Origin of the sequence: Vibrio penaeicida (assembly GCF_019977755.1) — a bacterium.
GTDB classification, from domain to species: Bacteria; Pseudomonadota; Gammaproteobacteria; order Enterobacterales; family Vibrionaceae; genus Vibrio; species Vibrio penaeicida.
On sequence record NZ_AP025145.1, the window covers coordinates 153,383 to 177,449 of the forward strand.

The 24,067-nt window shown below is 46.9% G+C and carries 24 protein-coding genes; 7 read left to right on the plus strand and 17 right to left on the minus strand.

Going from position 1 to position 24,067, the window contains the following annotated elements; all coding sequences use genetic code 11:
* Window positions 1-69: 69 nt before the first annotated feature.
* Entirely contained in the window at window positions 70-564 is a 495-nt protein-coding gene (locus LDO37_RS19115; RefSeq protein WP_126607948.1) for a hypothetical protein, read from the minus strand.
* A gap of 603 nt (window positions 565-1,167) precedes the next feature.
* On the opposite strand from LDO37_RS19115, the gene LDO37_RS19120 reads away from it, so the two are divergent.
* Window positions 1,168-1,887: a helix-turn-helix transcriptional regulator gene (locus LDO37_RS19120; RefSeq protein ID WP_185829810.1), complete on the plus strand. Its 720-nt coding sequence runs from the start codon at window positions 1,168-1,170 to the stop codon at window positions 1,885-1,887.
* 106 nt (window positions 1,888-1,993) lie between these two features.
* On the opposite strand, the gene LDO37_RS19125 is transcribed toward LDO37_RS19120, so the two are convergent.
* The 16 genes from LDO37_RS19125 to hpaH all read right to left on the minus strand — a co-directional run bounded on the left by LDO37_RS19125 (window position 1,994) and on the right by hpaH (window position 17,885).
* A complete protein-coding gene (locus tag LDO37_RS19125; RefSeq protein ID WP_126607946.1) occupies window positions 1,994-3,463 on the minus strand; it encodes a tripartite tricarboxylate transporter permease in 1,470 nt (489 codons plus the stop codon).
* A gap of 9 nt (window positions 3,464-3,472) precedes the next feature.
* Window positions 3,473-4,066, minus strand: a complete 594-nt coding sequence (locus LDO37_RS19130) for a hypothetical protein (RefSeq protein WP_126607945.1) — start codon at window positions 4,064-4,066, stop codon at window positions 3,473-3,475.
* A gap of 38 nt (window positions 4,067-4,104) precedes the next feature.
* A complete protein-coding gene (locus LDO37_RS19135) occupies window positions 4,105-5,052 on the minus strand; it encodes a tripartite tricarboxylate transporter substrate binding protein (protein ID WP_104398466.1) in 948 nt (315 codons plus the stop codon).
* 162 nt (window positions 5,053-5,214) lie between these two features.
* The gene (locus tag LDO37_RS19140) at window positions 5,215-5,706 is read right to left on the minus strand and encodes a universal stress protein (protein WP_126607944.1); all 492 of its coding nucleotides are present in this window, start codon (window positions 5,704-5,706) and stop codon (window positions 5,215-5,217) included.
* Between the two features lie 101 nt (window positions 5,707-5,807).
* A complete protein-coding gene (locus tag LDO37_RS19145; protein ID WP_126607943.1) occupies window positions 5,808-7,220 on the minus strand; it encodes an aldehyde dehydrogenase family protein in 1,413 nt (470 codons plus the stop codon).
* 49 nt (window positions 7,221-7,269) lie between these two features.
* A complete protein-coding gene (hpaA, locus tag LDO37_RS19150) occupies window positions 7,270-8,298 on the minus strand; it encodes a 4-hydroxyphenylacetate catabolism regulatory protein HpaA (protein ID WP_126607942.1) in 1,029 nt (342 codons plus the stop codon).
* 80 nt (window positions 8,299-8,378) lie between these two features.
* On the minus strand, window positions 8,379-8,741 hold the full coding sequence (locus LDO37_RS19155) for a cupin domain-containing protein (RefSeq protein ID WP_101110507.1): 363 nt from the start codon (window positions 8,739-8,741) through the stop codon (window positions 8,379-8,381).
* 101 nt (window positions 8,742-8,842) lie between these two features.
* Window positions 8,843-10,141, minus strand: a complete 1,299-nt coding sequence (locus LDO37_RS19160) for an NAD(P)/FAD-dependent oxidoreductase (RefSeq protein ID WP_126607941.1) — start codon at window positions 10,139-10,141, stop codon at window positions 8,843-8,845.
* Window positions 10,142-10,296: 155 nt separating this feature from the next.
* A complete protein-coding gene (locus LDO37_RS19165) occupies window positions 10,297-11,742 on the minus strand; it encodes an NAD-dependent succinate-semialdehyde dehydrogenase (RefSeq protein ID WP_126607940.1) in 1,446 nt (481 codons plus the stop codon).
* A 202-nt stretch (window positions 11,743-11,944) separates the two neighbouring features.
* Entirely contained in the window at window positions 11,945-12,796 is an 852-nt protein-coding gene (hpaD, locus tag LDO37_RS19170) for a 3,4-dihydroxyphenylacetate 2,3-dioxygenase (RefSeq protein WP_126607939.1), read from the minus strand.
* Window positions 12,797-12,853: 57 nt separating this feature from the next.
* A complete protein-coding gene (locus LDO37_RS19175; protein ID WP_126607938.1) occupies window positions 12,854-13,237 on the minus strand; it encodes a 5-carboxymethyl-2-hydroxymuconate Delta-isomerase in 384 nt (127 codons plus the stop codon).
* A complete protein-coding gene (gene hpaE, locus LDO37_RS19180; RefSeq protein ID WP_126607937.1) occupies window positions 13,238-14,761 on the minus strand; it encodes a 5-carboxymethyl-2-hydroxymuconate semialdehyde dehydrogenase in 1,524 nt (507 codons plus the stop codon).
* A gap of 2 nt (window positions 14,762-14,763) precedes the next feature.
* Window positions 14,764-15,534: a fumarylacetoacetate hydrolase family protein gene (locus tag LDO37_RS19185; protein ID WP_126607936.1), complete on the minus strand. Its 771-nt coding sequence runs from the start codon at window positions 15,532-15,534 to the stop codon at window positions 14,764-14,766.
* Window positions 15,531-16,220 carry a fumarylacetoacetate hydrolase family protein gene (locus LDO37_RS19190; RefSeq protein ID WP_126607935.1) on the minus strand — a complete coding sequence of 230 codons (690 nt, stop codon included), beginning with the start codon at window positions 16,218-16,220 and terminating at the stop codon, window positions 15,531-15,533. The genes LDO37_RS19185 and LDO37_RS19190 overlap by 4 nt, the downstream gene beginning before the upstream one ends.
* Before the next feature lie 25 nt (window positions 16,221-16,245).
* A complete protein-coding gene (gene hpaI / locus LDO37_RS19195) occupies window positions 16,246-17,037 on the minus strand; it encodes a 4-hydroxy-2-oxoheptanedioate aldolase (RefSeq protein ID WP_126607934.1) in 792 nt (263 codons plus the stop codon).
* A gap of 44 nt (window positions 17,038-17,081) precedes the next feature.
* Window positions 17,082-17,885, minus strand: coding sequence for a 2-oxo-hept-4-ene-1,7-dioate hydratase (hpaH, locus tag LDO37_RS19200; protein ID WP_101110492.1), 804 nt, complete (start codon window positions 17,883-17,885; stop codon window positions 17,082-17,084).
* A gap of 255 nt (window positions 17,886-18,140) precedes the next feature.
* Between hpaH and hpaC the strand changes: the two genes are divergently transcribed.
* From hpaC to LDO37_RS19230, 6 genes are all read left to right on the plus strand, one after another.
* Window positions 18,141-18,650, plus strand: coding sequence for a 4-hydroxyphenylacetate 3-monooxygenase, reductase component (gene hpaC / locus LDO37_RS19205; protein ID WP_224055759.1), 510 nt, complete (start codon window positions 18,141-18,143; stop codon window positions 18,648-18,650).
* Between the two features lie 50 nt (window positions 18,651-18,700).
* Window positions 18,701-19,870: a p-hydroxyphenylacetate 3-hydroxylase oxygenase component gene (locus tag LDO37_RS19210; protein WP_126606876.1), complete on the plus strand. Its 1,170-nt coding sequence runs from the start codon at window positions 18,701-18,703 to the stop codon at window positions 19,868-19,870.
* 266 nt (window positions 19,871-20,136) lie between these two features.
* On the plus strand, window positions 20,137-20,370 hold the full coding sequence (locus LDO37_RS19215) for a hypothetical protein (RefSeq protein WP_126606875.1): 234 nt from the start codon (window positions 20,137-20,139) through the stop codon (window positions 20,368-20,370).
* Window positions 20,371-20,865: 495 nt separating this feature from the next.
* Entirely contained in the window at window positions 20,866-21,108 is a 243-nt protein-coding gene (locus LDO37_RS19220; protein ID WP_126606874.1) for a type II toxin-antitoxin system Phd/YefM family antitoxin, read from the plus strand.
* Window positions 21,109-21,116: 8 nt separating this feature from the next.
* Window positions 21,117-21,416 (plus strand): type II toxin-antitoxin system RelE/ParE family toxin, encoded by a 300-nt coding sequence (locus LDO37_RS19225; protein ID WP_126606873.1) that lies wholly within the window; start codon window positions 21,117-21,119, stop codon window positions 21,414-21,416.
* A 263-nt stretch (window positions 21,417-21,679) separates the two neighbouring features.
* A complete protein-coding gene (locus LDO37_RS19230; RefSeq protein ID WP_126606872.1) occupies window positions 21,680-24,040 on the plus strand; it encodes a Lon protease family protein in 2,361 nt (786 codons plus the stop codon).
* The last annotated feature ends 27 nt before the right edge of the window (window positions 24,041-24,067 follow it).

Below are 24,067 nucleotides of genomic sequence, written 5' to 3' on the forward strand. Positions count from 1 at the left end.
AGGGTCTGTTGACCTTTCGAGATTATTTTTTGCAGCCATTTGTAGGTTCTTTTTACAAGGCAGACCCTATTAATTCAGAGTGTATACCGCGCTGGTTCTCTCTGAATACAGCTTTAGTTGGTTGAAGTGATGGTGTGCTTTTTGAAGGGCATCCAGCTCCAACTGCCAACTGGCATTACGTTGAGCCGCACAAAATGCCGCAATATGGCGGAATATTGTTTCACTATGCTGGATAAGTGTTGGCTCGACGGCACGAACAATATCATACTGTTCGAGCGCAAGAAACTGCATGTGCGCATAAGTCTGGTTTAGCAGGTCGAATGCTTCGCGTTGTTGCCCCATTTTGTTCAGGATTTCAGACTGGCTAATGGCCGCGTCTTTCAATCCGGCGAGCAAACAACTCATCTGACATGGCTTGATGTCTTCACTTTCGGCTGCTTGCGTAACATAAATCGGGAGATGTTCTAATACATCGTTATATAGGTATTGTGCCTCGGGCCAGTGTCCTTGCTCTAACAATTCTTCGGCTTTAACAAAGCGCGCCCAACACTGTTCTAAATCCATATCCCGATCCTGTTTACACAAAAGTGGGTGATAATTTAAATGAAAACCATTATCAAATGCAAATAATTCTAACTCCACTGTGAATAACAGCGATTTATCCCAAACTCACTGCTAATTTCGAATCCGAGGGAATTTTTGGGGTCTTATACTCAAGCTACCTCAAGGTGTAGGATTCAGAGCTCTATCTTCTGCTTCAATTCAAGCCTCTCTACTTCAAAATCGGGAACGCAGTGGAATGACGAGTCCTTTCCAAGTTCTTTGACAATGAAATGGGGCAGAAGATAAGCTCCCAAGGGCGAGTTTGCTTGGATTTCATGCTGCGTTACCGATTCTTGATTTAGAACCACTAGATCTTCAAATCGTTGCCTTGCCTGAAAACCAAGCAATTCTCGCTGAACCTAGCATCTTGAGGTGGCTTGAGTATATTTAGTCAGTTTATTAAGAGGCTCATTGATTGTTGAAATAAGGTCTCATTTCTTAAAAGTAAGAATGTTATTAATAGTTTAAATAGTTGTTTAATTTGTGTGATCGAAATAACGTGGTGTGAACGGAAAAGCCGATAATATGGGGCTTAACAGCAGATTTTATGGAGGCTGGATAACCATGACACACCAAGCTCAAGGATCCCAATTAGAGAAATTAAACCAGTTTCAAGATGAGCTACTTGGTTTGTTTTCTGGCGTGTTTAATTTTTCTAAAATGGCGAGTTATCTGGTCGACGAACAAGCGAAACCGATTTGCTATAAATCGGTTAAGATCCAACCTTCGATGCATCGGGAATATCTCGATCACTTCTACAAAACGGATCCTCTTCATCCAACCAACTTTCGATTTTCTGCCGCTAAAGTCGTAAAAATGAACGATTTAGTGCCCGCGCAACAGCGTGCCTCTCACACATATTTCAAAGACTTTATTCGCCCATGGAAAATCAACGACATCATCGAGCTCTTTTTCCATGTAGATGGCAAGCTGGTGGCTGGCGCCGCTATGTTTGTTGGTAACAACCAAAATACCATGGGTACGGACGATGTGATGAAGTTACACCACATGCATCGGTACATTGAATTCTCTTTGAATCAAAGCTTATCGACTCCGGAATCCATGAGTTACCAAGCTTTTTGCGACCAATATTCCCTAACCGAGAAAGAACGATTGGTGGCTCAATTTGCTTTGCAAGGCATGCCAAACAAAGCGATTGCTAACGAGTTATGTTGTAGTTTGCCAACAGTGAAAACGCATCTTCAGCACATTTTCGCCAAAATGGAAATCAACAGCAAAGTAGAACTGACCAGCTTAGTGTATCGCAACAATTGTACGGTTTAACGCTTGCGCCTTTATCTATCTATTTTGAAATAAACAAAACCACTTTGAAATAAAGAAAAACCTGCAATGGTCAGCATTGCAGGTAATTGAATTTTATCTCTTTTCCTTATCTCTTTTTCAAAGAGAGGGCGTATACCACGATCGAAAGTATTGTGAGCCCTAACAATGTTGCCGCGATTGGGCGCGTAACCAAAATCGACAAATCACCATCTGCGACACCGAGTGCTTGTCGCATTCGTACCATAAACACCGGTCCTAATACCAACCCAAGTACAATGGGCACCGCGGGTATGTTTTTTTTGCGTAACACATAGCCCAAGCCTGCAAATCCAAGGGCGATAATGGCATCGGAAAACTGGTAGTTTTGGCTATAGCTACCAATAAAACCCAGAATTAGGATGAAAGCGCCAATAAACCGACCACGGATTTTGGTGAGGTTCACAATCCATTTGGTCGCGAAGGTTAAATACAAAAAGACCACCACATTGATCAGCAAAAGCGACAAATACAATCCAGAGATAAACTCCGGTCTTTCAACAAAAAGGGTTGGACCGGGAATGTAGTTGTGCACCATAAATACGGCTAATAGCATGGCCATTAAGGCGTCGGCAGGAATACCAAAAGCCAGAAGAGGGATCATGACCGATGCCGTCACTGCATTGTTGGAGGTTTCAGAGGCAATCAGCCCTTCTTCTGCGCCATCGCCGAATTTTTCCGGAGTTTTCGAAAACTTTTGGGCCAATGTGTAAGAGAAAAACTGAGAGCCGAACTCGCCAACTCCAGGTAATAGCCCCATCACCACGCCCAGCGCAGCAGAGCGAGCAACGGTAATTTTATGTTTTGCCAGCGTGATTAAGCCAGAGAAGTACCCTTTACCTTCAAGTTTAGTGGTCTTGGCATCGCCGCCTTTTTGGGAAAGCAGAACAAAAGCTTGAGACATCGCGAACAGCCCGATTACCGCTGGAACCAGCGGAATCCCACCAAGTAGCCATTCCTGACCAAAAGTATAAGTTAACGTGTTGTATGAGCGATCTACGCCGACGGAACCGAAGAAGATACCGAGCCCAAGCATCATGGCGGCATCAAGCACTTGGTTGCGATGCGCTAAAACCACAAACACCATACCCAACAACGCGAGCATGGCAAACTCAGCTGAACCAAAATGCGTAGCGACCTGCGATAAAATAGGCGCAAGGAAAACCAAAGAAAGAATGCTCACCAAGCCACCCACAAAGGAAGCAGAATAAGCTATTGAGAGTGCTTTTTTCCCTTCGCCTCGCTGGGTCATTGGGTAGCCATCGTAAGTGGTCAATACCGCTACCGGAGTGCCGGGTGTGTTCATCAAAATGGCAGGAATAGCCCCCCCATACCAAGCGCCGCCATACACACCAACCAGCAAGCTAACGCCAGCTAATGGCTCCATTGAAAAGCTGATTGGCAATAAAATAGCCATTACACCGGCAGGTTCTAAACCTGGGATAGATCCAATGGTCACCCCAATAAGTGCCCCAAGTAAGATGGCACTCAGTACACTAACCGTTCCGACTTCTGCAAGCCCTAACATTAATGATTCCATGTTATCTCCTTACAGATATTGATTGGCAAACAGCGACCAAGATTCTGGCAGTAACCCATATAGCCAAACATCCGGTAGCCATAGGTTCAACATAACTCTAAATATGATCACAACGGCTGCGACACCAAGAACGCTCATCATTAACCAAAAGCCATCCAGTAATCGGCTTACCCACAGCAAAGTGCAAACAAAAAGCAATGTAGCTGGTGCAAACCCCATAATGGACAGCGAGTGAATGTAAAGTGCAAACAAAGCACCAGCAATAATAGCGACACGATAGCTGGCAATGGCCTCGGCACCAGAATCCAAAGCTCGGATGGGATGAAGAGAAAAACGTCGAATGTGGTACAGCACCTTGAGCAAGGCAAAAACCACAAAAACGCCCAAACCTAGCGCGGGGCCCATCATCGGCTGGGTGTACCAACCACGTTTGGTTTTTACCCAGGATGCTTGCTCGGGTAAGAACCACAGCAGAAGCAATCCGCACACAGCAAAGAAGACGAAAATTCCGCCTGTCCCTTTGTTTTCCAACCCTTTATTTGTTTCAGATTGGGGGCTGTCAGTTACAGGCTTTGTGTCGAGAGAATGGGTTTCAGAGATCATACTGCACTCCTTGGAAGGGGGGATATCCCCCCTTTCGATTACTGATTCATGAAATTGAGCAGTGATCTCGCTTGTTCAAAGTCTTTCGCTAACAGGGCTTCAGCATCTTTACCACCTAGCCAATAGACACCCGCACCCGTATTCATGCTGATGTCCTTAACACGGTCAGCTTGAAGCGCTTTCTGAGCGATACCCGCGATTTTGTCCTTGATCGCTTGAGGCGTACCTTTCTTCACAAACAGACCGTTCCATGTTGTTTGCGTAATGCCTGTTTGTTCCGCTAGTGTTGCGACATCAGGCGAAATAGAAAGGCGATCGCGGCTGATCGAAGTGAGCAGCTTTACATCACCAGAGTTCAAACAGGCTAGAATGAGCTGAGTTGTGGTGTTGATGACATCTGCATCACCATTTGCCAAGGTTGAACAATCCAACACATCAAATGGCGCATCCGAAGAAAACTTGATTCCGATTTGGTCTGCGGCTTTAAAGGTAATAGCGGTAGGTAAGGCTTGATAGCCAAAATGCCCTAATGTGACTTTGTTGCTTTTAGAGTAAGCCGCCAACTCCTCCAGATTGTTATATGGCGCGTCTGACTTCACCGCAATGGCGAATGGGTAATCGAGGAAAATCCCAACGGGTTCAAACGTGGATTGGTCGAATGGTGCAGTGCCATACAACACTTGCGTTGTGAGTATATCGGCAACGAAAGAGCCAATCACCAGCCCATCGGGACGAGAGCGAGAGACATCCGTCGCACCTACCACACCGCCACCACCGGGCTTATTCACGACAGATGCAGGTTTGCCCGTTTCTTTCGACATTTCTTCTGCAATCACACGGGTAAGAATGTCTTCCAAATCGCCCGGAGGCCATGGCACAACAAACTTAACTGGGCGATTAGGATAATTAGCGGACAGTGCTGCAAAACTGGTCATCAGACCGGCAGCAATAAGAGCAGCCTTCATGGCTTTAGTTACACGTTTCATAAACTTCCCTTTCTGTGTTGGGTCGATAAGTCCGAGTAGCCAATTGCTTGGCAGGCAAACGTTCAGCAGACTTATCATGGAGGTGTTTCACTTTTATCTGACTTTTATTCCGTTAGCTCATTCTTGGCTAACTTATTCTTTACTAAGTTTTTATTTACCAACTTATTCTCTGCTAGCCGACGCTTGGCTGAGTGGAACAATGAGGACTGGAATATCACTCTGACTGATGACTTTAAGGGCGGTTGACCCTAAAAACAGACGCGATATCGCGTTTGCTTCCCTGTCTCCCATGACAATAAGTTGTGCGCTGTGTTTTCGAGCGCAGGACAAGATCACCTCATGCGGTTCACCTATCTGAGTTTGAATTTGTGGAGGCTGTGGTAAGGCAGTCACGTTATCCAGCTCGCTTTCTAAAAAAGACTGAATGCGTGCTTGAGCATCTGCCATTATTTGATCGGTATGCTTTTGATTCACCTTTTTAGGGAGATAACTCACCATTACTTGCTGAGTCAGTTCTCCAATGGGGGGAATCGCATGAAGAAATACAATTTTGGCATCATGTGCAATGGCTTGTTTAACGGCAGCTCGAAACGCAGGGCGACTGCCTTTTTGCAAATCCGATGCGTAAATAATCGTATTAATTTCAGTAAGCATATCCATTGCCTCTACATTTTCTGTATTGAACCATTCAAGTTCATCCCGTTAGTATCAGGTATCAACCATTGGGATGAGCTGAACGTTACCCTCTGTTTTTTTTAGCGGTTTATATTGATTAACTGAGGCTGGGTATTTTCCAATAACCCTTCTTCACCGAATTCCACACCAAACCCCGACATTTTGTTGCCGCCAAAGGGGGCATGAGGCAGTACTTCGGCGTGACCATTAATCCACACTGTGCCGCACTCCATTCTTTGAGCAACTTGTTGAGCTTGTTCGGTATCGCTTCCCCACACTGAGCCACCGAGTCCCATATCGCTGTCGTTAGCGAGCTGAATGGCTTGCTCGACGGTTTGATAGGGGATCACGGGTAATACAGGGCCAAATTGTTCTTCATCGACCAATCGAATACCGTTAGATACATTCGCTACAATGGTTGGCGGGAATAGGTAGCCTTCGTCACTGACTGGTTTGCCTCCCGTCAGTACTTTGGCTCCTTGGGCAACGGCATCGTCGATGAGCTCTTGCACTTTGTTGAATTGATTCAGGTTTTGTACAGGACCAAAGGTTACGCCTTCTTCCAAACCTGCTCCGACGTGTTGTGATTGCGCGATTTCAGTGAGTGCCTGACAGACTTCTTCATATTGGCTTTCGTGCACGTATAAGCGTTTCAATGCGGCGCAGGTTTGCCCCATATTGATGAAAGAGGTTTGGAATAGCCCCTGAACGAAAGCCTGTACATCGCTATTTGGCAAGACAATGGCAGCGTCGTTACCGCCGAGTTCTAGAGTTAGGCGTTTCAGATTGCCCGACGCTGCGCTCATGATGCGTTGCCCTGTTGGGGTAGAACCCGTGAATACGATTTTATTGATGCCTTTATGCTCACTGATGGCTTGGCCGAGTTCGCCACCCCCTGAAATGACGTTAATCACCCCATCTGGCAGTACATCTGCCATGATTTCGACCATACGAATCGTGCTGAATGGCGTAAGCTCTGAAGGTTTGATAATCACACAGTTTCCAGTACGCAACGCGGGCATTACATGCCAAACCGCAATCATCAGCGGCCAGTTCCAAGGCGTAATAGATGCAACAACGCCAATGGGTTTATGGTGCAATTCGATGCGTTTAGTATCGTCATCTTGAATCACTTTAACGGGCACGTCGGCACCAGCGGCGTAACGAGTCCATGCCACAGCACCACCCACTTCCATTCTTGCTAAATCGAGCGGCTTACCTTGCTCTTCCACAATCAGAGTGGCGAGCTCTTCCATTGCGGCTTCAAGATTGTCGGCAATTTCTGTCAGCATTGCCTTGCGCGTCATGTGGCTGACGTTTTTCCAGCTTTCAAATGCCTGTTTCGCAGATTCCACAGCAAGGTTTAGTAGCTTCGAAGATGCTTCTGGCGCGTCTCTAAGTACTTGCCCTGTGGCTGGGTTAATAACAGGGCGCGGAGGCAGATCACCAGCGCGTTTTTGGCCGTTGATGATCAATCCAAAGCGGTTATCCATAACAAAATCTCCTGATGTTGATTGAAAGCGCAGCAATCGCTGGGGGGGGTTACCCTGCCGATGGTTTCTGCTGGCTTTCCCGGTAGTTGCTTGCGGTTACGCCAGACATCCGGCGAAAAAAGCGAGCGAAATAAGCAGGGTCGTGAAACCCGAGTTCGTAGCCAATTTGGGTAATGGGTTTTTGGGTAAGCCCAATCAAACGTTTGGATTCTTGTAAAACCCGTTCGTTAACCAAGCGTTTCGCCGATTTTTCGCTAACGCGTTGGCAAATGCTGTTAAGCCGAGATTCGGTCACACACAGCTCGCTGGCGTATTGGGATAATGTCCAATGATGGACAAACTGCGCTTCGATCAGCTGGTGAAATTGATGAAATATTTGAGCATCAATATCGCGAACAGAAGACGCCGAATTGGTTTCGTCTGACATACGAATGATTTCAATCAAAACCAAGCGCACCAACGAATACAACGCCTTAGCTTTTTCCGTACGGTCGTTGCTGTATTCATCGTTTAGCAAGGCAAGCAACGTAAGAATTCGATTAAGCGACGCTTTATGAGTACCAAGCGGAATACACACTCCTTTAGTGGCAAACAATCCTTTGTCGTTTAAAGCGGACGTTTGGCTGAGTATTTGCCATACGAATTGCTGTCGAATGGTCAGCACATAGCCTTCCGTTTCCGTTGAGATAGTGAACCCATGCGGCACCGTGGGCGGTGTAAAAAACAGTACCGGACCTTCACACTGATAGGTGCGGTTATCCAGTTGCAAACGAATGTTACCCGACATCACTACATGCACTTGATAGAAGCGATCGTGATAATGCACCGGCATATCGTGACCGAAGAAATCCGCCAGGTTCTGTATCTGTTCGAAGTGAACTTCGCTATCGATATAGCGTCGGTCGTACGCTTGTCCGATATCGATATTCGGAATACGTGATGTCGCTATATTCTTTTGCGTAACATTGGCTTGCGCGCCATTGTCTTTTGCGACATTAGCTAGTGCGGCATTGTCTTGCACCGCATTGGTTTGAGCTAAATTAGCTTGCGTGATGCTTTTGGTGTTTGTCGGACTCATAAATCCCCCGAAAAATGCTTCTCTGCTGATGCTTATGTCTGCGAATGGTTAAGGGAGAACCAGCAGAGAAGCGTCAAACTTTACTGAGCAACTGCTAAGTAGTGTTTTACAAACTTGGGTGTGCGGATGTGCCAACGCACTTTTGTGCCTTGCTCTACAAACCAAGAATCGCCTTGCTTGTAAGTGTGGGATTCGCCTGTCTCTTCATTGGTAAGCTCGACTTCGCCTTCCAAAACCGTAGCGTGCTCTGTGAAGGGGTATTGCATACTGAATTCGCCTTCTGTACAGCCAAACAAACCGCAGCTCAATGCGTCTTCGGGGGTGCCTGAAATCATCGCTACCTCGGCCTGAGGTGAACCAGAGATCACGGTTGAACCAAGGTTTTCGACACTGCCGACAGACATCATTTCAGGCAGGGGTTGATTCAATAGAATTGGTTTCATTGGTATTTCCTTTTTCGTTGACTTTTATAAGCGTATTTATTGGTGAAGCACGTGTTTTTATTGTGTATTGGTTAATAACGTGTACCAGTGAGAAGTGCGATTTAGCGCCTGCCCATCCAGTAGCCCGAGATTTGGTGGAAAAGCTTGCCGCTGGTCACGAGCAATGGCCGGGCAACATCCTTTCCGATGACACGTGTCAGTGGTATTGAACTCATTAAGCTGTAGCGATCGGTGCTTTCGCTCATCCCTTCTGCTAACACTTTGCAAACAATATGGCTTGGGGTTACGCCAAAGCCAGAATAGCCCTGTACGTAAAACACATTGTCGTGTCCTTCTAGTGTTCCGACTTGTGGGAACAGATTGGCGGAGCAACAAAGGGGTCCACCCCACGCCATGTCGATTTTCACGTCTTTCAGGTATGGGAAAATCGTCAGCATGTGTTTGCGGTTCCATGCCTTTAAATCGCTCGGCATGTATTCGACCCAGCGCGTCGCGCTACCAAATAGCAGGCGGTTTTCTTTGGTGACTCGGTAGTAATCGATAACCGGGCGAATGTCGCTGTAGGCACCGCGAATAGGGCTGATGCGTTCAATCATCTCGTCGCTGAGTGGCTCGGTTGCCATTTGGAAGGCATAGGTATTGATGGTGTGTTGATGCAAGTGAGGTTCCATGCCCTGCAAAAACCCATTACATGCCCACAGGAGTTTCTTCGCCGTGACTGTGCCTTTAGCAGTACGTACTTTGATTTGCTCACCGTATTCCACATCCAGCGCTTGGGTGTTTTCGTAAATAGAGATTCCCAATTCAGAGGCAGCTTTTGCTTCGCCAAGCAGCAAGTTCAATGAGTGAATATGCCCTGCACCCATGTGTTTCAGCGCGCACGAGTATGCTGGTGAGCCAATAACGTCTTGCACTTCCGATCCGGTATGCAGTGTGATTTCTTCGTCGGGTGTGGCTTTTTTAAACTCGTCCATCCAAGTACGCAGCGTTTTTTCCTGACGACCGTTAAAGCCCAGATACGCGTAACCCTGACAAAAATCCGCATCGATATTGTACTTTTCTACGCGCTCACGAATGATGCTTGCGCCGATGTTGCCCAGCTTAAAAAGTTCTTCGAGCCCATCTTTGCCAACGTGCTTCTTTACCGTGTCCAAATCGTGACCTAATCCCGCCATGATCTGACCACCGTTACGGCCTGTACCACCATAACCAAGGTGTTTGGCTTCCAATACAGCAACATTGGTAATGCCTTTTTCTGCCAGTTCCAAAGCGGTGTTAATGCCCGTAAAGCCACCACCAATGATCACGACGTCTACATCAAGATCATTGTCCAAAGTCGGAAACGACAAGTCGTATTTCTTGGTAGCAGCGTAGTAAGTAAGAGAATTTAAATGTTCCATAATATTGTTCTTCTAATTTCCATTCTGTCTGTGGTTCCAGACCCAAACTCAATAGTCGTTGGGTGGGCTAATTACCATTTAGCCAAGTTTTGAGATTGGTCTATATCAACCATCGGGATGAGGCCTGGCAAAGCGCTGAATTTCATTGAAAAATTCTATAATCCGCCCATGAGCATGTATTTGGTTTCGAGATAATCCTCAATACCTTGCCTTGCCCCCTCACGCCCTAGGCCGGATGCTTTAATGCCGCCAAATGGTGCGACTTCGGTAGAAATTAGTCCTTCATTGATGCCAACCATGCCCGCTTCCAATGCTTCACCAACGCGCCACGCACGGGCGAGCGATTGGGTATAGAAATACGCAGCGAGCCCTACATCAGAGCGGTTCGCACGTTCAAGGACTTCTTCTTCAGTATCAAACGGGTAAATCGCCGCCAGAGGGCCAAAGGTTTCTTCATTGGCGGCGCGCATGTCGTCGGTCATGTCGGTCACAATCATAGGGTGGAGGAACAAGTCATTGGGTGGGGTGGCAGATCCCGATACCAATGTCGCACCTTGCTCTAATGCGTTGCTTACGTGTTTGCAGACTTTAGTGACCGCGCTTTTGTTAATCATGGCGCCTATTTGAACGTGACCATTCATCCCATCGCCGACTTCTAACTTAGCCACCGCAGCTTTGAAACGTTCCACAAACGCATCATGAACGCCTCGCTGTACGTAAATCCGATTCGCACACACACAGGTCTGCCCTGCATTTCGGTATTTGGCTACCATGAGCCCGCTGACCGCGGCGTCTAAATCCGCATCGTCAAACACGATGAAAGGAGCATTGCCCCCCAATTCCAGCGACAGCTTTTTCACGGTGTCGGCAGATTGGTTCATGAGCAGCTTTCCAACGTTTGTGGAGCCAGTGAAGCTGATTTTTCGAACCACCGGGCTTTGCGTTAACGCGCCACCAATTTGTACAGCGTCGCCAGTCACGATATTGAGTACACCGGCAGGTAGGCCCGCTCGAATGGCAAGCTCGCCCAATGCCAAAGCGGTGAGTGGGGTTTCTGGTGCTGGCTTAAGCACAACCGCACAGCCAGCCGCCAATGCAGGGCCGCATTTTCGGGTGATCATGGCTGCTGGGAAATTCCAAGGTGTAATCGCCCCGACCACGCCAATGGGCTCTCTTGTTACGACGATTCGAGCGTCGGGTTTGTGGCTTGGAATGGTTTCGCCGTAGGTGCGTTTGGCTTCTTCTGCAAACCACTCGATGAAGCTTGCTGCATAAGCGATTTCACCTTTGGCTTCTGCAAGCGGCTTTCCTTGTTCCGAGGTGAGAATCGTGGCGAGATCGTCTTGATTCTCCAGCATCAATTCGAACCAGCGGCGAAGAATTAAAGAACGGGATTTGGCGGTTTGCGCTTTCCAGCTTTTTTGTGCTCGCTCTGCCGCCTCGATGCTTTGGTGGGTTTCATCAGCTCCAAAGCAAGGAACGAACCCAATGGCTTCTTGGTTGGCTGGGTTACAAATAGGTTGGTATTGATCACCTTCACCTACCCATTCCCCGTTGATCAGGCACTTTTGTTTTAACAGAGTTGGATCGTTCAATTTCATGTGGCGCTCCTTAGAAAAAGGTAAATTCGCCCTTCGCCTGACTATTTTCAAAGCAGGAGATGGGCGTAGTGAAGCTGTGATTCAGCAATCGCTTGCTGGATCAAAGAAAGGTCATTGGATCAGAGAGTGACTTCTGGCTAAGAGAGGGCACTTCATTTGATAGACGGCCGTATAAGAAAACTGCTTTATAAAGAGAATGGCTTTATAAAGAGAACAGCACGTTCGCTTGCCCTGTACCCGAGCTCGGGAAGTACTCGCCAATGAGCGTGCCTTTACCTTCATAGTTATCCCAACCTAATGCACCAAACAGCATCGCGGTATCGTGCATGCCGCCTTCGCCAGAGCACAGTTCGGCATAGTCAGGCAGCATTTTTAGGAAGGTTTTGATTTCGCCTTGTGCCCACAAATCCAACACGCGCAGATCGACTTGGCGGTTAAATTCTTTGGAAATGGTGAAGGTGCCGTTGTTGGCTTCGTAGTCTTCGTTATCCCAAATCCGGTGGGAAAGGGAGCCCGACGCCAGCAGCATGACTCGGCTGTCACTTTCTTCAATCGCTTCACGGATGGCTTCGCCGACAAGACGTGACGATTCGATGCTATGCACCGCGCACCAACCTCCAATAGAGACGACTTTGAAATGGCTGTCTTCATTCATGTACCGCATCGGAACAAGGGTGCCATATTCCAAATCCAAGGTTTCTACTTGGTGGGATAGGGTATGAACGCCTTTCGCCATCGCCTTTTCTGCAATAGCGTCCCCTAATTCTGGGTTGCCATCGTAGTGATAAGAGAGGTTTTGGATAAAGTGAGGGAACTCGTGGCTGGTGTAGATCCCTTCAAATTTCTTATTTGAATTGACGTGATAGCCTGCATTGACCAACCAGTGGGTATCGAGCACGACCAACGTATCGACATTGTGTTCTTTTGCCATGGCTGCCAACTTTTTGTGTCCGTCGATGGCTTGCTGTCGGCAACCAAATAGACGCCCAGGTTGCTCCGACATCAACATGGTTGGGACGTGTGTAATTTTGGCTGCTATAACCAATTCACCCATAATCATTCTCCTTGTGTTTCATTCACTTTTGGTACGCCAGCGATGCCAGCGTTGTGCTCACTTGGCCAGTTTTTGATGGATATTATTTTTCTTGTAATTCAAAGTTGGGTGAAGCTCGGTTAGCTCCAGCCCAAAGCTCAGGTATCGGGTATCGAAAAGGGAAGAAAGATACTCAGTAAAGAAGGCGTGTAGGGTATCGCCTACTTCTTTGAGTGTTTCTTCACTTCTGCCTGTACCCACCTTGATGGTCAATTGAATAAACCGATTTTCAGGGTCGCCTTCCGCCACTCGAAAGTGTTCGCAGCGGTGCGCTCGAATGCGGATGCCCCCTAATGGGAACACTCCCGTTTCTTGAGCAACATTGGCGAGCTGTTCAAACAGATCAGGAAAATCCACATCGCCATCCAAATTGGCGGAATACTCGACAATAAAGTGAGGCATTTAGCCCTCCTTACCCAATTTAGGCACCGTGTGCTGGTCGTGTGCGATACAGATGTTCTTGGTTTCCATGTAGAAGTCGAAACTCCAGTCGCCACCGTCACGACCGACCCCCGACATTTTCACGCCGCCAAAGGGAGAAGGGAGGTTTCGGTTGTTTTCTGAGTTGACCCACACCATGCCCGCTTCAATTTTGTGGGCACATCGCATCGAGCGACCGGTGTCGCCTGTCCATATGTACGCCGCCAAACCATATTGGGTATCGTTGGCAATGCGCAGGGCTTCTTCTTCTGAATCGAAGGTGATCACCGATAAAACAGGTCCGAAGATTTCTTCACACGCGACTTTCATTTCGTTATTCACGTTAGTGATCAGCGCCGGAGCAAAGTAATACCCCTCTTCTGGTGCCAATTCCGACACGTTGCCACGAGCGACATCGGCTCCTTCCTGCTTGGCAGATTCCAGATAACTGGTGACTTTTTCTAAATGCGTTGGGTGAATAAGCGGGCCGACTTCGGTATCGAGATCGAGTGGATGCCCGACTTTTAGCAAGCTCACTCGGTGTTTCAACTTCGCGATGAATTCATCTTTGATAGACGATTGAAGGATCAAGCGGCTGGAGCTGGTGCAGCGCTGGCCGTTCAAGCTGTAAATCATGAAAACTACCGCATCAAGAGCACGTTCCATGTCGGCATCGTCGAACACCAAAACGGGGTTTTTACCGCCCAATTCAAAGTGGACGCGTTTTAATGTGGCTGCACCTTGTGCCTGAATCATGGAGCCTGTAGTGGTTTCCCCAACAAAAGCCACTGCTTTGATTGCAGGGTGCTCGGTAAGTGCTTTACCGGCCACTTCACCAAACCCATTGACCATGTTCCAAACGCCTGCCGGTAGCCCCGCAGCTTCGGCACACTCCGCTAAAATAGCGGCACTGAGTGGGCTGAACTCGGCAGGTTTGTGCACGACGGTACAACCAGCGGCCAGTGCCGGAGCGATTTTCCATGTCGATAACATGAAAGGGGTGTTCCATGGGGTGATCACACCTACGGGGCCAATAGGGGTGCGCACAGTGAAGTTGGTGTGCGCATCTTGAAATAAAGAGTCACCGTTTTTCGCTTCTGGGGCTTTGTCTGCAAAGAAGCGAAAGTTCGCTGCGCCGCGCACAGCTGCTTGCTTCATAAAGCGAAATGCTTGCCCGCAATCCACTGATTCAACGAGTGCTATTTCTTCTGCTCTGCGTTCTATTTCATCCGCGAGTTTATGTAAGATTTGGCGACGTTTTGCACCAGAAAGCCCCGACCATTCTTCAAAGGCACTTTGCGCCGCAGTGCACGCGAGGTTCACGTCTTGTTCTGTTCCTTTTACTACCGTACCTAGACGTTTATTGTTGATTGGGCTCTGGTTTTCAAAGGTGTCAGAACCTGTTCCTAGCGTCCATTCTCCATTAATGAAGTGACCCAGTGTGTCGGTCTTAAAACGTGCCAGATATTGTCTGGCTTTGGTAATTTGCGTATCGAGAGTTGTCATGCTTAATCCTTGCTTTTAAAGTATTCCGTTTCACTGACCATGTGCGTGGTTAACGTGCCTAGCCCTTCAATGGAGCACTCAACCACATCACCGGGTTGGGTGTCTTTCAGCCCTTTTGGCGTGCCGGTTGCAATCATGTCGCCTGGTTGCAATGTGATGGTTTGGCTAAGGTATTCAATCAGCTCTGGGATGCTGAAAATCATGCCATTGGTGTTGCCGGTTTGAACCACTTCGCCATTCACTTTGGTTTCCAGTGACAGGTTACTGACGTCTGGCAGTTCATCTTTGCTCACCAGCCAAGGACCGATAGGGCAAAGGGAATCGCGGCTCTTCACTTTTAGGTTGGGGCGGTAGTAATTCTCAAGGTAGTCGCGGATGGCGAAGTCATTACAAATGGTGTAACCCGCCACATAGTCCATCGCGTCTTCACGAGAGATGTGCTTGCCTTTCTTGCCAATCACTGCCACCAGTTCACATTCGTGATGCATAAAATCCACATTATCTGGGCGATACGTTGGGCATTCGTGTCCTGTGAGCGTGTTGGCACCTTTAATAAAAACCAGCGGTACTTCTGGGGCAGAAAAGGCCAATTCTGAAGCGTGATCAGCGTAATTAAGACCGAGCGCGAAAATCGTGCCTGGGTTTTCTACTGGGCAAAGCCATGAGATGTTGTCTTTTGACACGACGTTGCCATCTGGCGCGATAAATTGACCATTCATATCGATGGTAATGTTCAGGGTTTTGCCATCTTTAATGATTCGTGCAGTTCTCATTGGGCGTACTCCCCTAAGCGGCTAGTGAGGTGGTGCTGGCCATTAATGCTGGATTCGATTTTGTCGCCAGCCCGTATGGCAATGCGCTCGCCATGAAAACACGGAGCAATGATGTCGCCCGGTTCCAGCGTCATGATGAAAGAGATACGTTCAATCAGTTCGAGAATGTCGGTTTCAAAATGGTCGGTGGAAATATCGCCACGCCATTTGCCATTAATTTTGGTGGAGACAATCGTCGATGATGGAGCAGGGGCTGATGGAATCGCACTCGCTGATGAGGCAAGTATGCTCGCCGGTTGCCAGTTGCCATTCATCGCCGCGGATTTATCGATGCCTTTTCCAAGAATGTCTGGGCGGTAGTAACTTTCTTCCGGTGAGGAAATATCGTGCACCACGCTGACGCCGGAAATGTAGCTCAGAGCATTGTCACGGTTCACGCGCTGGCAGCGTTTGCCTATCAGTAGCGCAAGGCTGGTTCCGACTACGAGTGAAGCGTTCGCTTTTTCTACTGGTATTAGCGAATTGTCTTTGTTCCATGTATTTCTGGGCTTGAAATACAGAACTGGCTCGGTTGGCAGCGCTTTGTAGGGGAGCTGCTGAAATTTGTCGTTCCATTCTTGGCGATGGCGCTTGTCGTTCAGTGCCACACAAACCAGTTTGGACTGGCTGTTGGGTAAAATCGTCATGTTGAATCCTTAAGTCTGCAAGCCTTTAATAACCGCTTCCGCTTGGGGCGGTGTCTTGTTGTCCTTTAAATTGAGAAACCAGTGCTTTCGCGCCATTCGATAGCAGCAAAGTATCCACACCAATGCCGATAAAACTCGCGCCACAATCGGCGTAGTGCTGCGCTTTCGCTGGGTTGAGGCACAAAATTCCAGCGGCTTTCCCTACTTTTCGAATAGTGGAAATCGCACTTTCGATAGCGGCAACCACCTCTGGGTGATCAGGGTTTCCAACGTGCCCCATGGAAGCGGACAAATCGGTAGGGCCGATGAATACGCCATCAATGCCCTCGATCGCTACGATCTCTTCCAAGTTGTTCAGTGCGGTTTGCGTTTCCGCTTGAACCAGTAAACACACTTCTTGATTGGCGCTGTGCACGTACTCTGGAATTTGATTCCAGCGTGCCGCTCGCGCTAGCGAACTTCCCATGCCGCGACGTCCTTGAGGTGGGTAGCGACAATCCAACACTAACGACTGTGCTTGCTCAGCAGTATCAACCATCGGTATTAGAAGCGTTTGTGCGCCAATATCGAGGAGGCGCTTAATCACCGTGGTGTTTCCCTCTGCTGGTCGAACAATGGTGGACGTGTTGTAAGGTTCAATCGCTCGCAGCTGGGTAAGTACATCTCCAAGTTCAAACGGGGCATGTTCCCCATCGATGAGAAGCCAATCGAAGCCCGCACCCGCGCAGATTTCGGCGGCAGTTGGGTCGGGCAAGCCTTGCCATAGCCCCCATTGCAGCTGGTGGTTGGAGAGTTTGTGTTTAAATTGATTTTTCATAGTTGTTCCTGCCTATACCGGTGCCACTATTTTCATCAGCGCCACTACACAAACGACACCGATATGCCGCCCAACGGACCGTAATCGGCATGCACCGTATCGCCCGCTTTTACTGCAACGGGACGGGTAAATGAGCCAGAAAGGATGACTTGTCCTGCTTCCAACCCAATGCCATGTGGCGCAAAGCGTTTGCATACCCAACAGATGCCGTTTGCAGGGTGACCAAGCACACCAGAAGCCAGCCCTGTTTCTTCAATTTGACCGTTGAGATAAAGCGCGGCACCCGCCCAGCGAATGTCCATTTCGTCTGGACGAATAGGGCGTCCACCTATGATGATTCCGCCATTGGCGGCGTTGTCGGCAATGGTGTCGTAAACCTTGCGGGTGTAACCTGTTTCTGGATCGGTTCTGTGGCAACGAGCCGCAATGAGCTCAATGGCGGGCACAACGTAATCGGTGGCATTAAGCACATCAAAAATCGTGACGTTCTCGCCTTTTAAAGGGGCTTTTAGAACAAACGCCAGTTCAACTTCAATGCGAGGATCGAGAAAATCGCCAGCTGGGATCTGTGCGCCATCTGGGAAGAACATGTCATCCAGTAATACCCCAAAATCAGGTTGGTCGATGTTCACCGCCATTTGCATGGCTCTCGATGTCAGCCCGATTTTGTAGCCTTTCACCTGTGCTCCACCTTCGATTTTCTTATCCACCCAAGTTTTTTGAATGGCATAGGCATCGTCCATGGTCATCTCTGGGTGAGAGAGTGTCAGGGCTGGAATTTGCTGGCGGTTTATTTCAGCTTGATAAAGCTTCTGCGCGGCATTTTCTATTTCTTCCTTTTTGAGCATGCTACTTCCTTATTTATTTTCTATTTTGCTTGTTCTTTATTTATCTATAACAAATAGAATCTAGAAGTGAAAATGTCGGAAATAGTTAGGTGGGACTATTCATAAGTTATATTTTTTATTAAATTCATTGAGTTAATTTATTTTGGTATGAATCTCTTATTGAAAAGTGCAATCCATTAAAAGAAAAAGCCATATCTATATATCTCCCTTTATCTAATATGGAAATGCAATCCTACACTTGAAGGGAATACGGAAATGGAACAGGATAACCAAAAGAAATTTAGAGATGCCATGTCAAACCTTGCTGCGGCTGTGAACATTGTGACTACAGGTGGTCAAGCTGGGCTTGGGGGCATTACTGCAACAGCGGTATGCTCGGTGAGTGACTCTCCAGCTACTATGTTAGTGTGCGTTAATCAGCAAAGTGGTAGCCATGATAAGTTTTGTGAAAACCAAAATATCTGCATAAATATATGCAGTGAAGAGCAAGAGACTATGTCTTATCACTTTGCGGGAATGACCAAACTACCGATGGAAGAAAGATTTGCACTGCCTGAATGGAAATTAACAGAAAAAGGTGTACCTAAACTCGAAGGTGCAATAGCGAATTTGGAAGGGAAAATTAAAAACGTAAGTGAAGTTGGAACCCATTCTGTATTTTTTTTGGAAATAGAAAATATTGATATTAATTCAAGTAAAGACGCGCTTATTTATTTTAACAGAGAATTTAGAACCGTAAAAACCGGTGAAGCAAAGGCTGCTTAAATTGGAAAATACCAACACTTCTTTGAAAAATCCAATAATGTGAGACAACTATGAATACAAATAACCCTTTACTCGACGAGCTGAATAAAATTCTTCCAACCATTGCCGAAAATGCTGCGATGGCAGAGCGAGACCGAACGCCACCTGAAGTGAACATACGCTTATTAAAAAGCATTAACTTTCACCGCGCTTTACAGCCTAAAGCATACGGTGGGCTGGAAGTGTCTTTGCCTGAATTCACCAATTGCGTTGCCGCTTTGGCGGGCGCGTGTGGCGGTACTGCGTGGGCGGCAAGTTTGCTTTCTACTCACAGCCACCAAATGGCGATGTTTTCCAAGCAGGCGCAAGAAGAGTTCTGGGGTGAGAACCCTGATGCGACAGCGAGCAGCAGTATTGCTCCTTTTGGTAAAGTGGTAGAAGTAGAAGGCGGCGTTCTGTTCAATGGGCATATGCGTTGGAGTAGCGGTTGCGACCATGCTGAATGGGCGATCGTTGGTTTTTGGCGTGAAGGTATTCAAGGTGAGCGAATCTATTCATTTGGTGTAGTACCGCGCAGCGAATACAGCATACAAGACGATTGGTTTGCAGCTGGCATGAAATCAAGTGGCACAAAAACACTGATCATCGAAGATGTGTTCATTCCAGAGCATCGTATTGAAGCCGCGAAAGATATGATGGAAGGGAAGTCGGCAGGGTTTGATTTATACCCAGAAAGCAAAATCTTTTACGCGCCTTATCGCCCATATTTTGCTTGCGGCTTTTCAGCGATTAGCCTAGGCATTGCAGAGCGTATGCTGGAGGTGTTTAAAGAGAAAACCAAAAACCGTGTACGCGCCTATACAGGGGTGAACGTTGGTGGTGCTACTCCTGCATTAATGCGTCTTGCTGAATCCACACACCAAGTAAATGCCGCGCGAGCTTTCTTAGAAAAAACGTGGGAAGAGCACAAAGAGTACGGCGAACAAAAACGCTACCCAGATCGCGAAACACTGGCGCATTGGCGTACTAACCAAGCCTACGCGGTAAAAATGTGTATTGAAGCCGTAGACCGTTTGTTTGAAGCAATGGGTGGTAATTCATGGTTTGAAGACAACGAAGCCCAGCGTCTATTCAGAGACTCACACATGACAGGCGCGCACGCGTATACCGATTATGATGTATGTGCTCAGATCTTTGGTCGCGAACTAATGGGTCTAGACCCAGACCCTTCTATGGTTTAAGCCACCTTACAGCGCTGAAAACTCAATTTAGCTTTGGATAAGGCTTCGCCTTTTCCACCGCGGCTCGCTTTTTCATTCGAAGCGAGCCGCGTTTTTTTGGAAATTGAGTTTTCTTTAGATTTACGTTGAATTGAGAAATGAATCGCATCGAAGCAACAAGTTGCGATCCAAGCAATGAAGACTTTGCCGATTGAAAAGTATAAAGGCTCAATAGAAGAAATGGCGTTGAGCGCCACTCGAGTATTTAAGAAGGAAGGAAAAGTCGTTTGAAAAATCTTAAATTGGAATTAGATAATGCGGATACTCGGCTTGTTCTTGAAGCCTTATTGGAGCTTGAGAATAAGTGGGCAAAAATTTGCAACACATCTGAAGATGATGATGAAGTCGCGGATTATGGCAATGATCTCGTCGAGTTAAGATTACTGATGAAACCAGTTGTTACGCAGGCTGTAGAGATCTTTGGTGATAGTGTGGTTGATTTTTCTAGAGAGACTCTATAGCAAGCGACAACATGTAATGTTTAGGAAGCAAGGTGCCACTTTTATGGCTTGGTAATTAAATGAGAATAATTATCAACAAAGTGTTTGACAACATAAATGAGAATGATTATTGTTTGCTTTGTCGAAAGGGAAAAAGAAACGGTTTGTCATAGAGTTGAGTCATTTAGCTCTGCACTTTTTCAAGTAATGGTGAATCGAATCTGGATTTCTTTGACACGACATTGCTCACATTGCTTCCAGTGTAATTTATAGCTTATGGCAAGGTTGGCTTAGTTTCAGCCTTACTAAATTTTGCTAAGCGACACATCTTTATGTGTCGCTTTTTTCTTTTTTGCGTTCCTGCTTTTTTACCGTCTTTTCAATTTACCAAGTGTTCTTTGTTTCTATTTCGTTGTGGTTATATGCTTTTCGTTCGAATCGCACGATTTAATCGTATTGACCATTTCATGTGATTAGTTATACTTTTTTTTGTCATTCCATATTTGGAGCTTAACCATGTATACATTAACGGCCAATGATGCAAAACGTAACTTCGGTGAGCTACTTCTTAATGCTCAACGTGAGCCGATAAAGATCAGCAAAAACAGTAAAGACGCTGTAGTAGTTATGTCCATCAAAGACTACGAAGAACTTGAAGCGATGAAGGCTGATTATCTTAAACATTGCTTTGAGTCCGCTAAAACCGATCTAGCCCAAAACGATGTCGCTGATGGCGAAAGCTTTCTAAACAATCTGTAAGCCCAAGAATGCCAAAGATAAAATACAAGCTGAGTAAATTAGCTCAGAGTCACTTGCGCAAAATCAAGGACTATACTGTTGCCAATTATTCAGAATTACAGTGGGTAAAATACAAAGATACACTCCTTACTGGTTTTAGAATGATTGCCGACAATCCCGATCTTGGTAGGCATTGTGATGAAATATACCCGAACGGATTCTACTTTCCTTTGGGGCGACACACGGCATACTTCACTAAAGAGGGCGACTTCATATTAGTTGTAGCCGTTCTTGGACAATCTCAGTTACCCCAGAACCATTTGAAATAGCAGTTAACTTAGCCACTAACTTCGCCACCCAAAACCCCCATCTAACAAAAATGCAATTCTAGCGACAGTTGGTTATATTTTGTGCAAACGATCGCTGGAATTGCCTTTTATGATAGTTGCCCCACACCCGATGCGTTTTCTCTATGCTAACTTATTGAATATAGGTGGCTAAAATTTGTCACCCTTTTGTCGCCACATAGCCTAGTTGGGCTCTGTCATTTGATCGAGAAAACAAGAATTAAAATCTAGTGAAAGGAGTCGTTATGGGAATCAAAGAACTTTGCGCAGACGATCTGTATGTACATGCTTTAAACGAAGACTTCGAACACACTTCAACTAAGAATATCGAACCGATTGATGAAATTGTTGGGCAAGAACGTGCTCAAAAAGCCGTTGAATTCGCTATGTCCATCAAAGAAAAGGGTTATAACATTTACGCCATTGGTCGAAATGGTTTGGGTAAGCGAACCATGGTGTTGCGTTATTTAAACCGCCACCCAGTGGATAATGAGTCCACCTTCGACTGGTGCTATGTCGCGAACTTCGATGATATTCGCACACCCAAAGTGCTTAAGTTGCCAGCAGGAGTGGGCACAAAATTAAGTAAAGACATCGAAAAGCTGATGACCAAGTTGGTCAAAGCGATGCCATTAGCTTTTGATAACGAGATTTACTATTCCCGTGCCGACAAGCTGAAAAACCAACTTGCGGCGAAGCAACAAGAAAAGCTTGAAGACATCAGTAAAGATGCCAAAGAGCGCGGTATTAGCTTAACCATAACCAATCAGGGCGATTACCAATTTGTTGCCATGAACGGTGAAGATTTACATACCGAAGAATCCTTTGAAGAGTTAACGCCAAAAGAGCAAGACTACTTCGACAAAACCATCGATTCTTTGGAAATCTCGTTGCGCACCATGGTTCGCCAGCTAACCGAGTGGGAAGAAACGTATACCGAGAAAATCCAAAAGCTGAACAGCGATGTAACGCTCGATGTGATCAGTCATTTCATTAAGCAGCTTAAGAAAGATTACTCAGAATTCACAGAAGTGAAGAAATATCTGGGTGAACTGCAAAAAGACATCATTGAAAACGTCGATATCTTTTTAGAAGAAGCAAACGAGCAAGGCGAAGTTGCAACTGCCTCTCTGGATAAAAAGTTGCCACGCCGATACAAGATTAACGTGTTGGTGAGCCAAAAGGACGAAAACTTCCCCATCATTGTGGAAGACAACCCCAACTACCATAGTCTGTTTGGTTACACGGAAACGGCTACGTTCAAAGGCACGGTTTTTACCGATTTCTCGCTTATCCGAGCGGGTAGCCTTCATAAAGCCAATGGTGGTGTACTGCTGATGGATGCGGTTAAAGTACTGGAGCAGCCTTACGTGTGGGATGGTTTAAAACGAGCACTCCGTGCTCGCCAGTTAAGCTTAACCTCGTTAGAAAAGGAGCTGACCCTGACTGGGGCAGTCTCGCTTGATCCGGAACCTATTCCACTGGATGTGAAAATCATCTTGTTTGGGGATTACCGTACCTACCAGCTTTTACAACACTACGATGCCGAGTTTGGAGAGTTGTTCCGTGTAACAGCAGACTTTGAAGACGAGATGACGCGAACCCCTGAAGCCGAGCTTCACTACGCACGCTTTATCTCTAGCATTGTGCACGACAACGGCATGCTGCATTGCGACAAAAAAGCCATTGCCAGAATCATTGAGCACAGCTCCCGTCGTGCGGGCGATTGCACCAAGCTTTCGTTGCATTCTGCTCATATTGCCAACTTGCTGCGAGAGTCTAACTATGTTGCTCGTGCTGCCAAATCCAACTTGATTCGTGCGAGCCATGTAGAGCAAGCGTTATCGAGCCAAGAGATGCGTGTCGGCAGGTTAAAAGACAGCGTTATGGAAAGCTTTACCAATGGCACCACGCTCATTCACACCGAAGGGCTAGCGATTGGGCAGGTGAATGCGCTTTCTGTACTCAGTACGAGCGATCACATGTTTGGTGCGCCAAACCGAATTTCGGCGACAACGGCATACGGTGACGGTGAGGTGATTGATATTGAGCGCAATGTCGATTTGGGTGGCAGTATTCACTCAAAAGGCGTGTTGATTCTTTCGGCTTACCTCGCCTCGGTATTTGGCAAAACTGCTCGAGTCCCGTTAACTACGCATATTACGTTTGAACAATCTTATGGCGGCGTAGATGGCGATAGCGCAAGTATGGCGGAATTTTGCGCCATTGTATCGGCATTTTCTAAACTGCCCGTCCGACAAGATATCGCCATTACAGGTTCCATGAACCAGTTTGGTGAGTCTCAGCCTATTGGTGGTGTGAATGAGAAAATTGAAGGCTTCTTTGATGTCTGTGTGATCAAAGGACGTTCACCGAATCAAGGAGTTATCATTCCGAAATCGAACGTCCATAACTTGATGCTGCGTACCGACGTGGTAGAAGCGGTTGAAAAAGGCGAGTTCCACATTTGGGCAATTGATCATGTGACCGAAGCTGTAGAACTCTTTACGGGCAAACAACCAGGCGAATTGGGCGATGAAGGCGCTTACCCAATCGATTCTGTATTTGGTGTAGCACAAGCGAAGCTGAATGCTCTGCGTAAGTAGCCGAATAACATAATTTGAAAGGGGCGA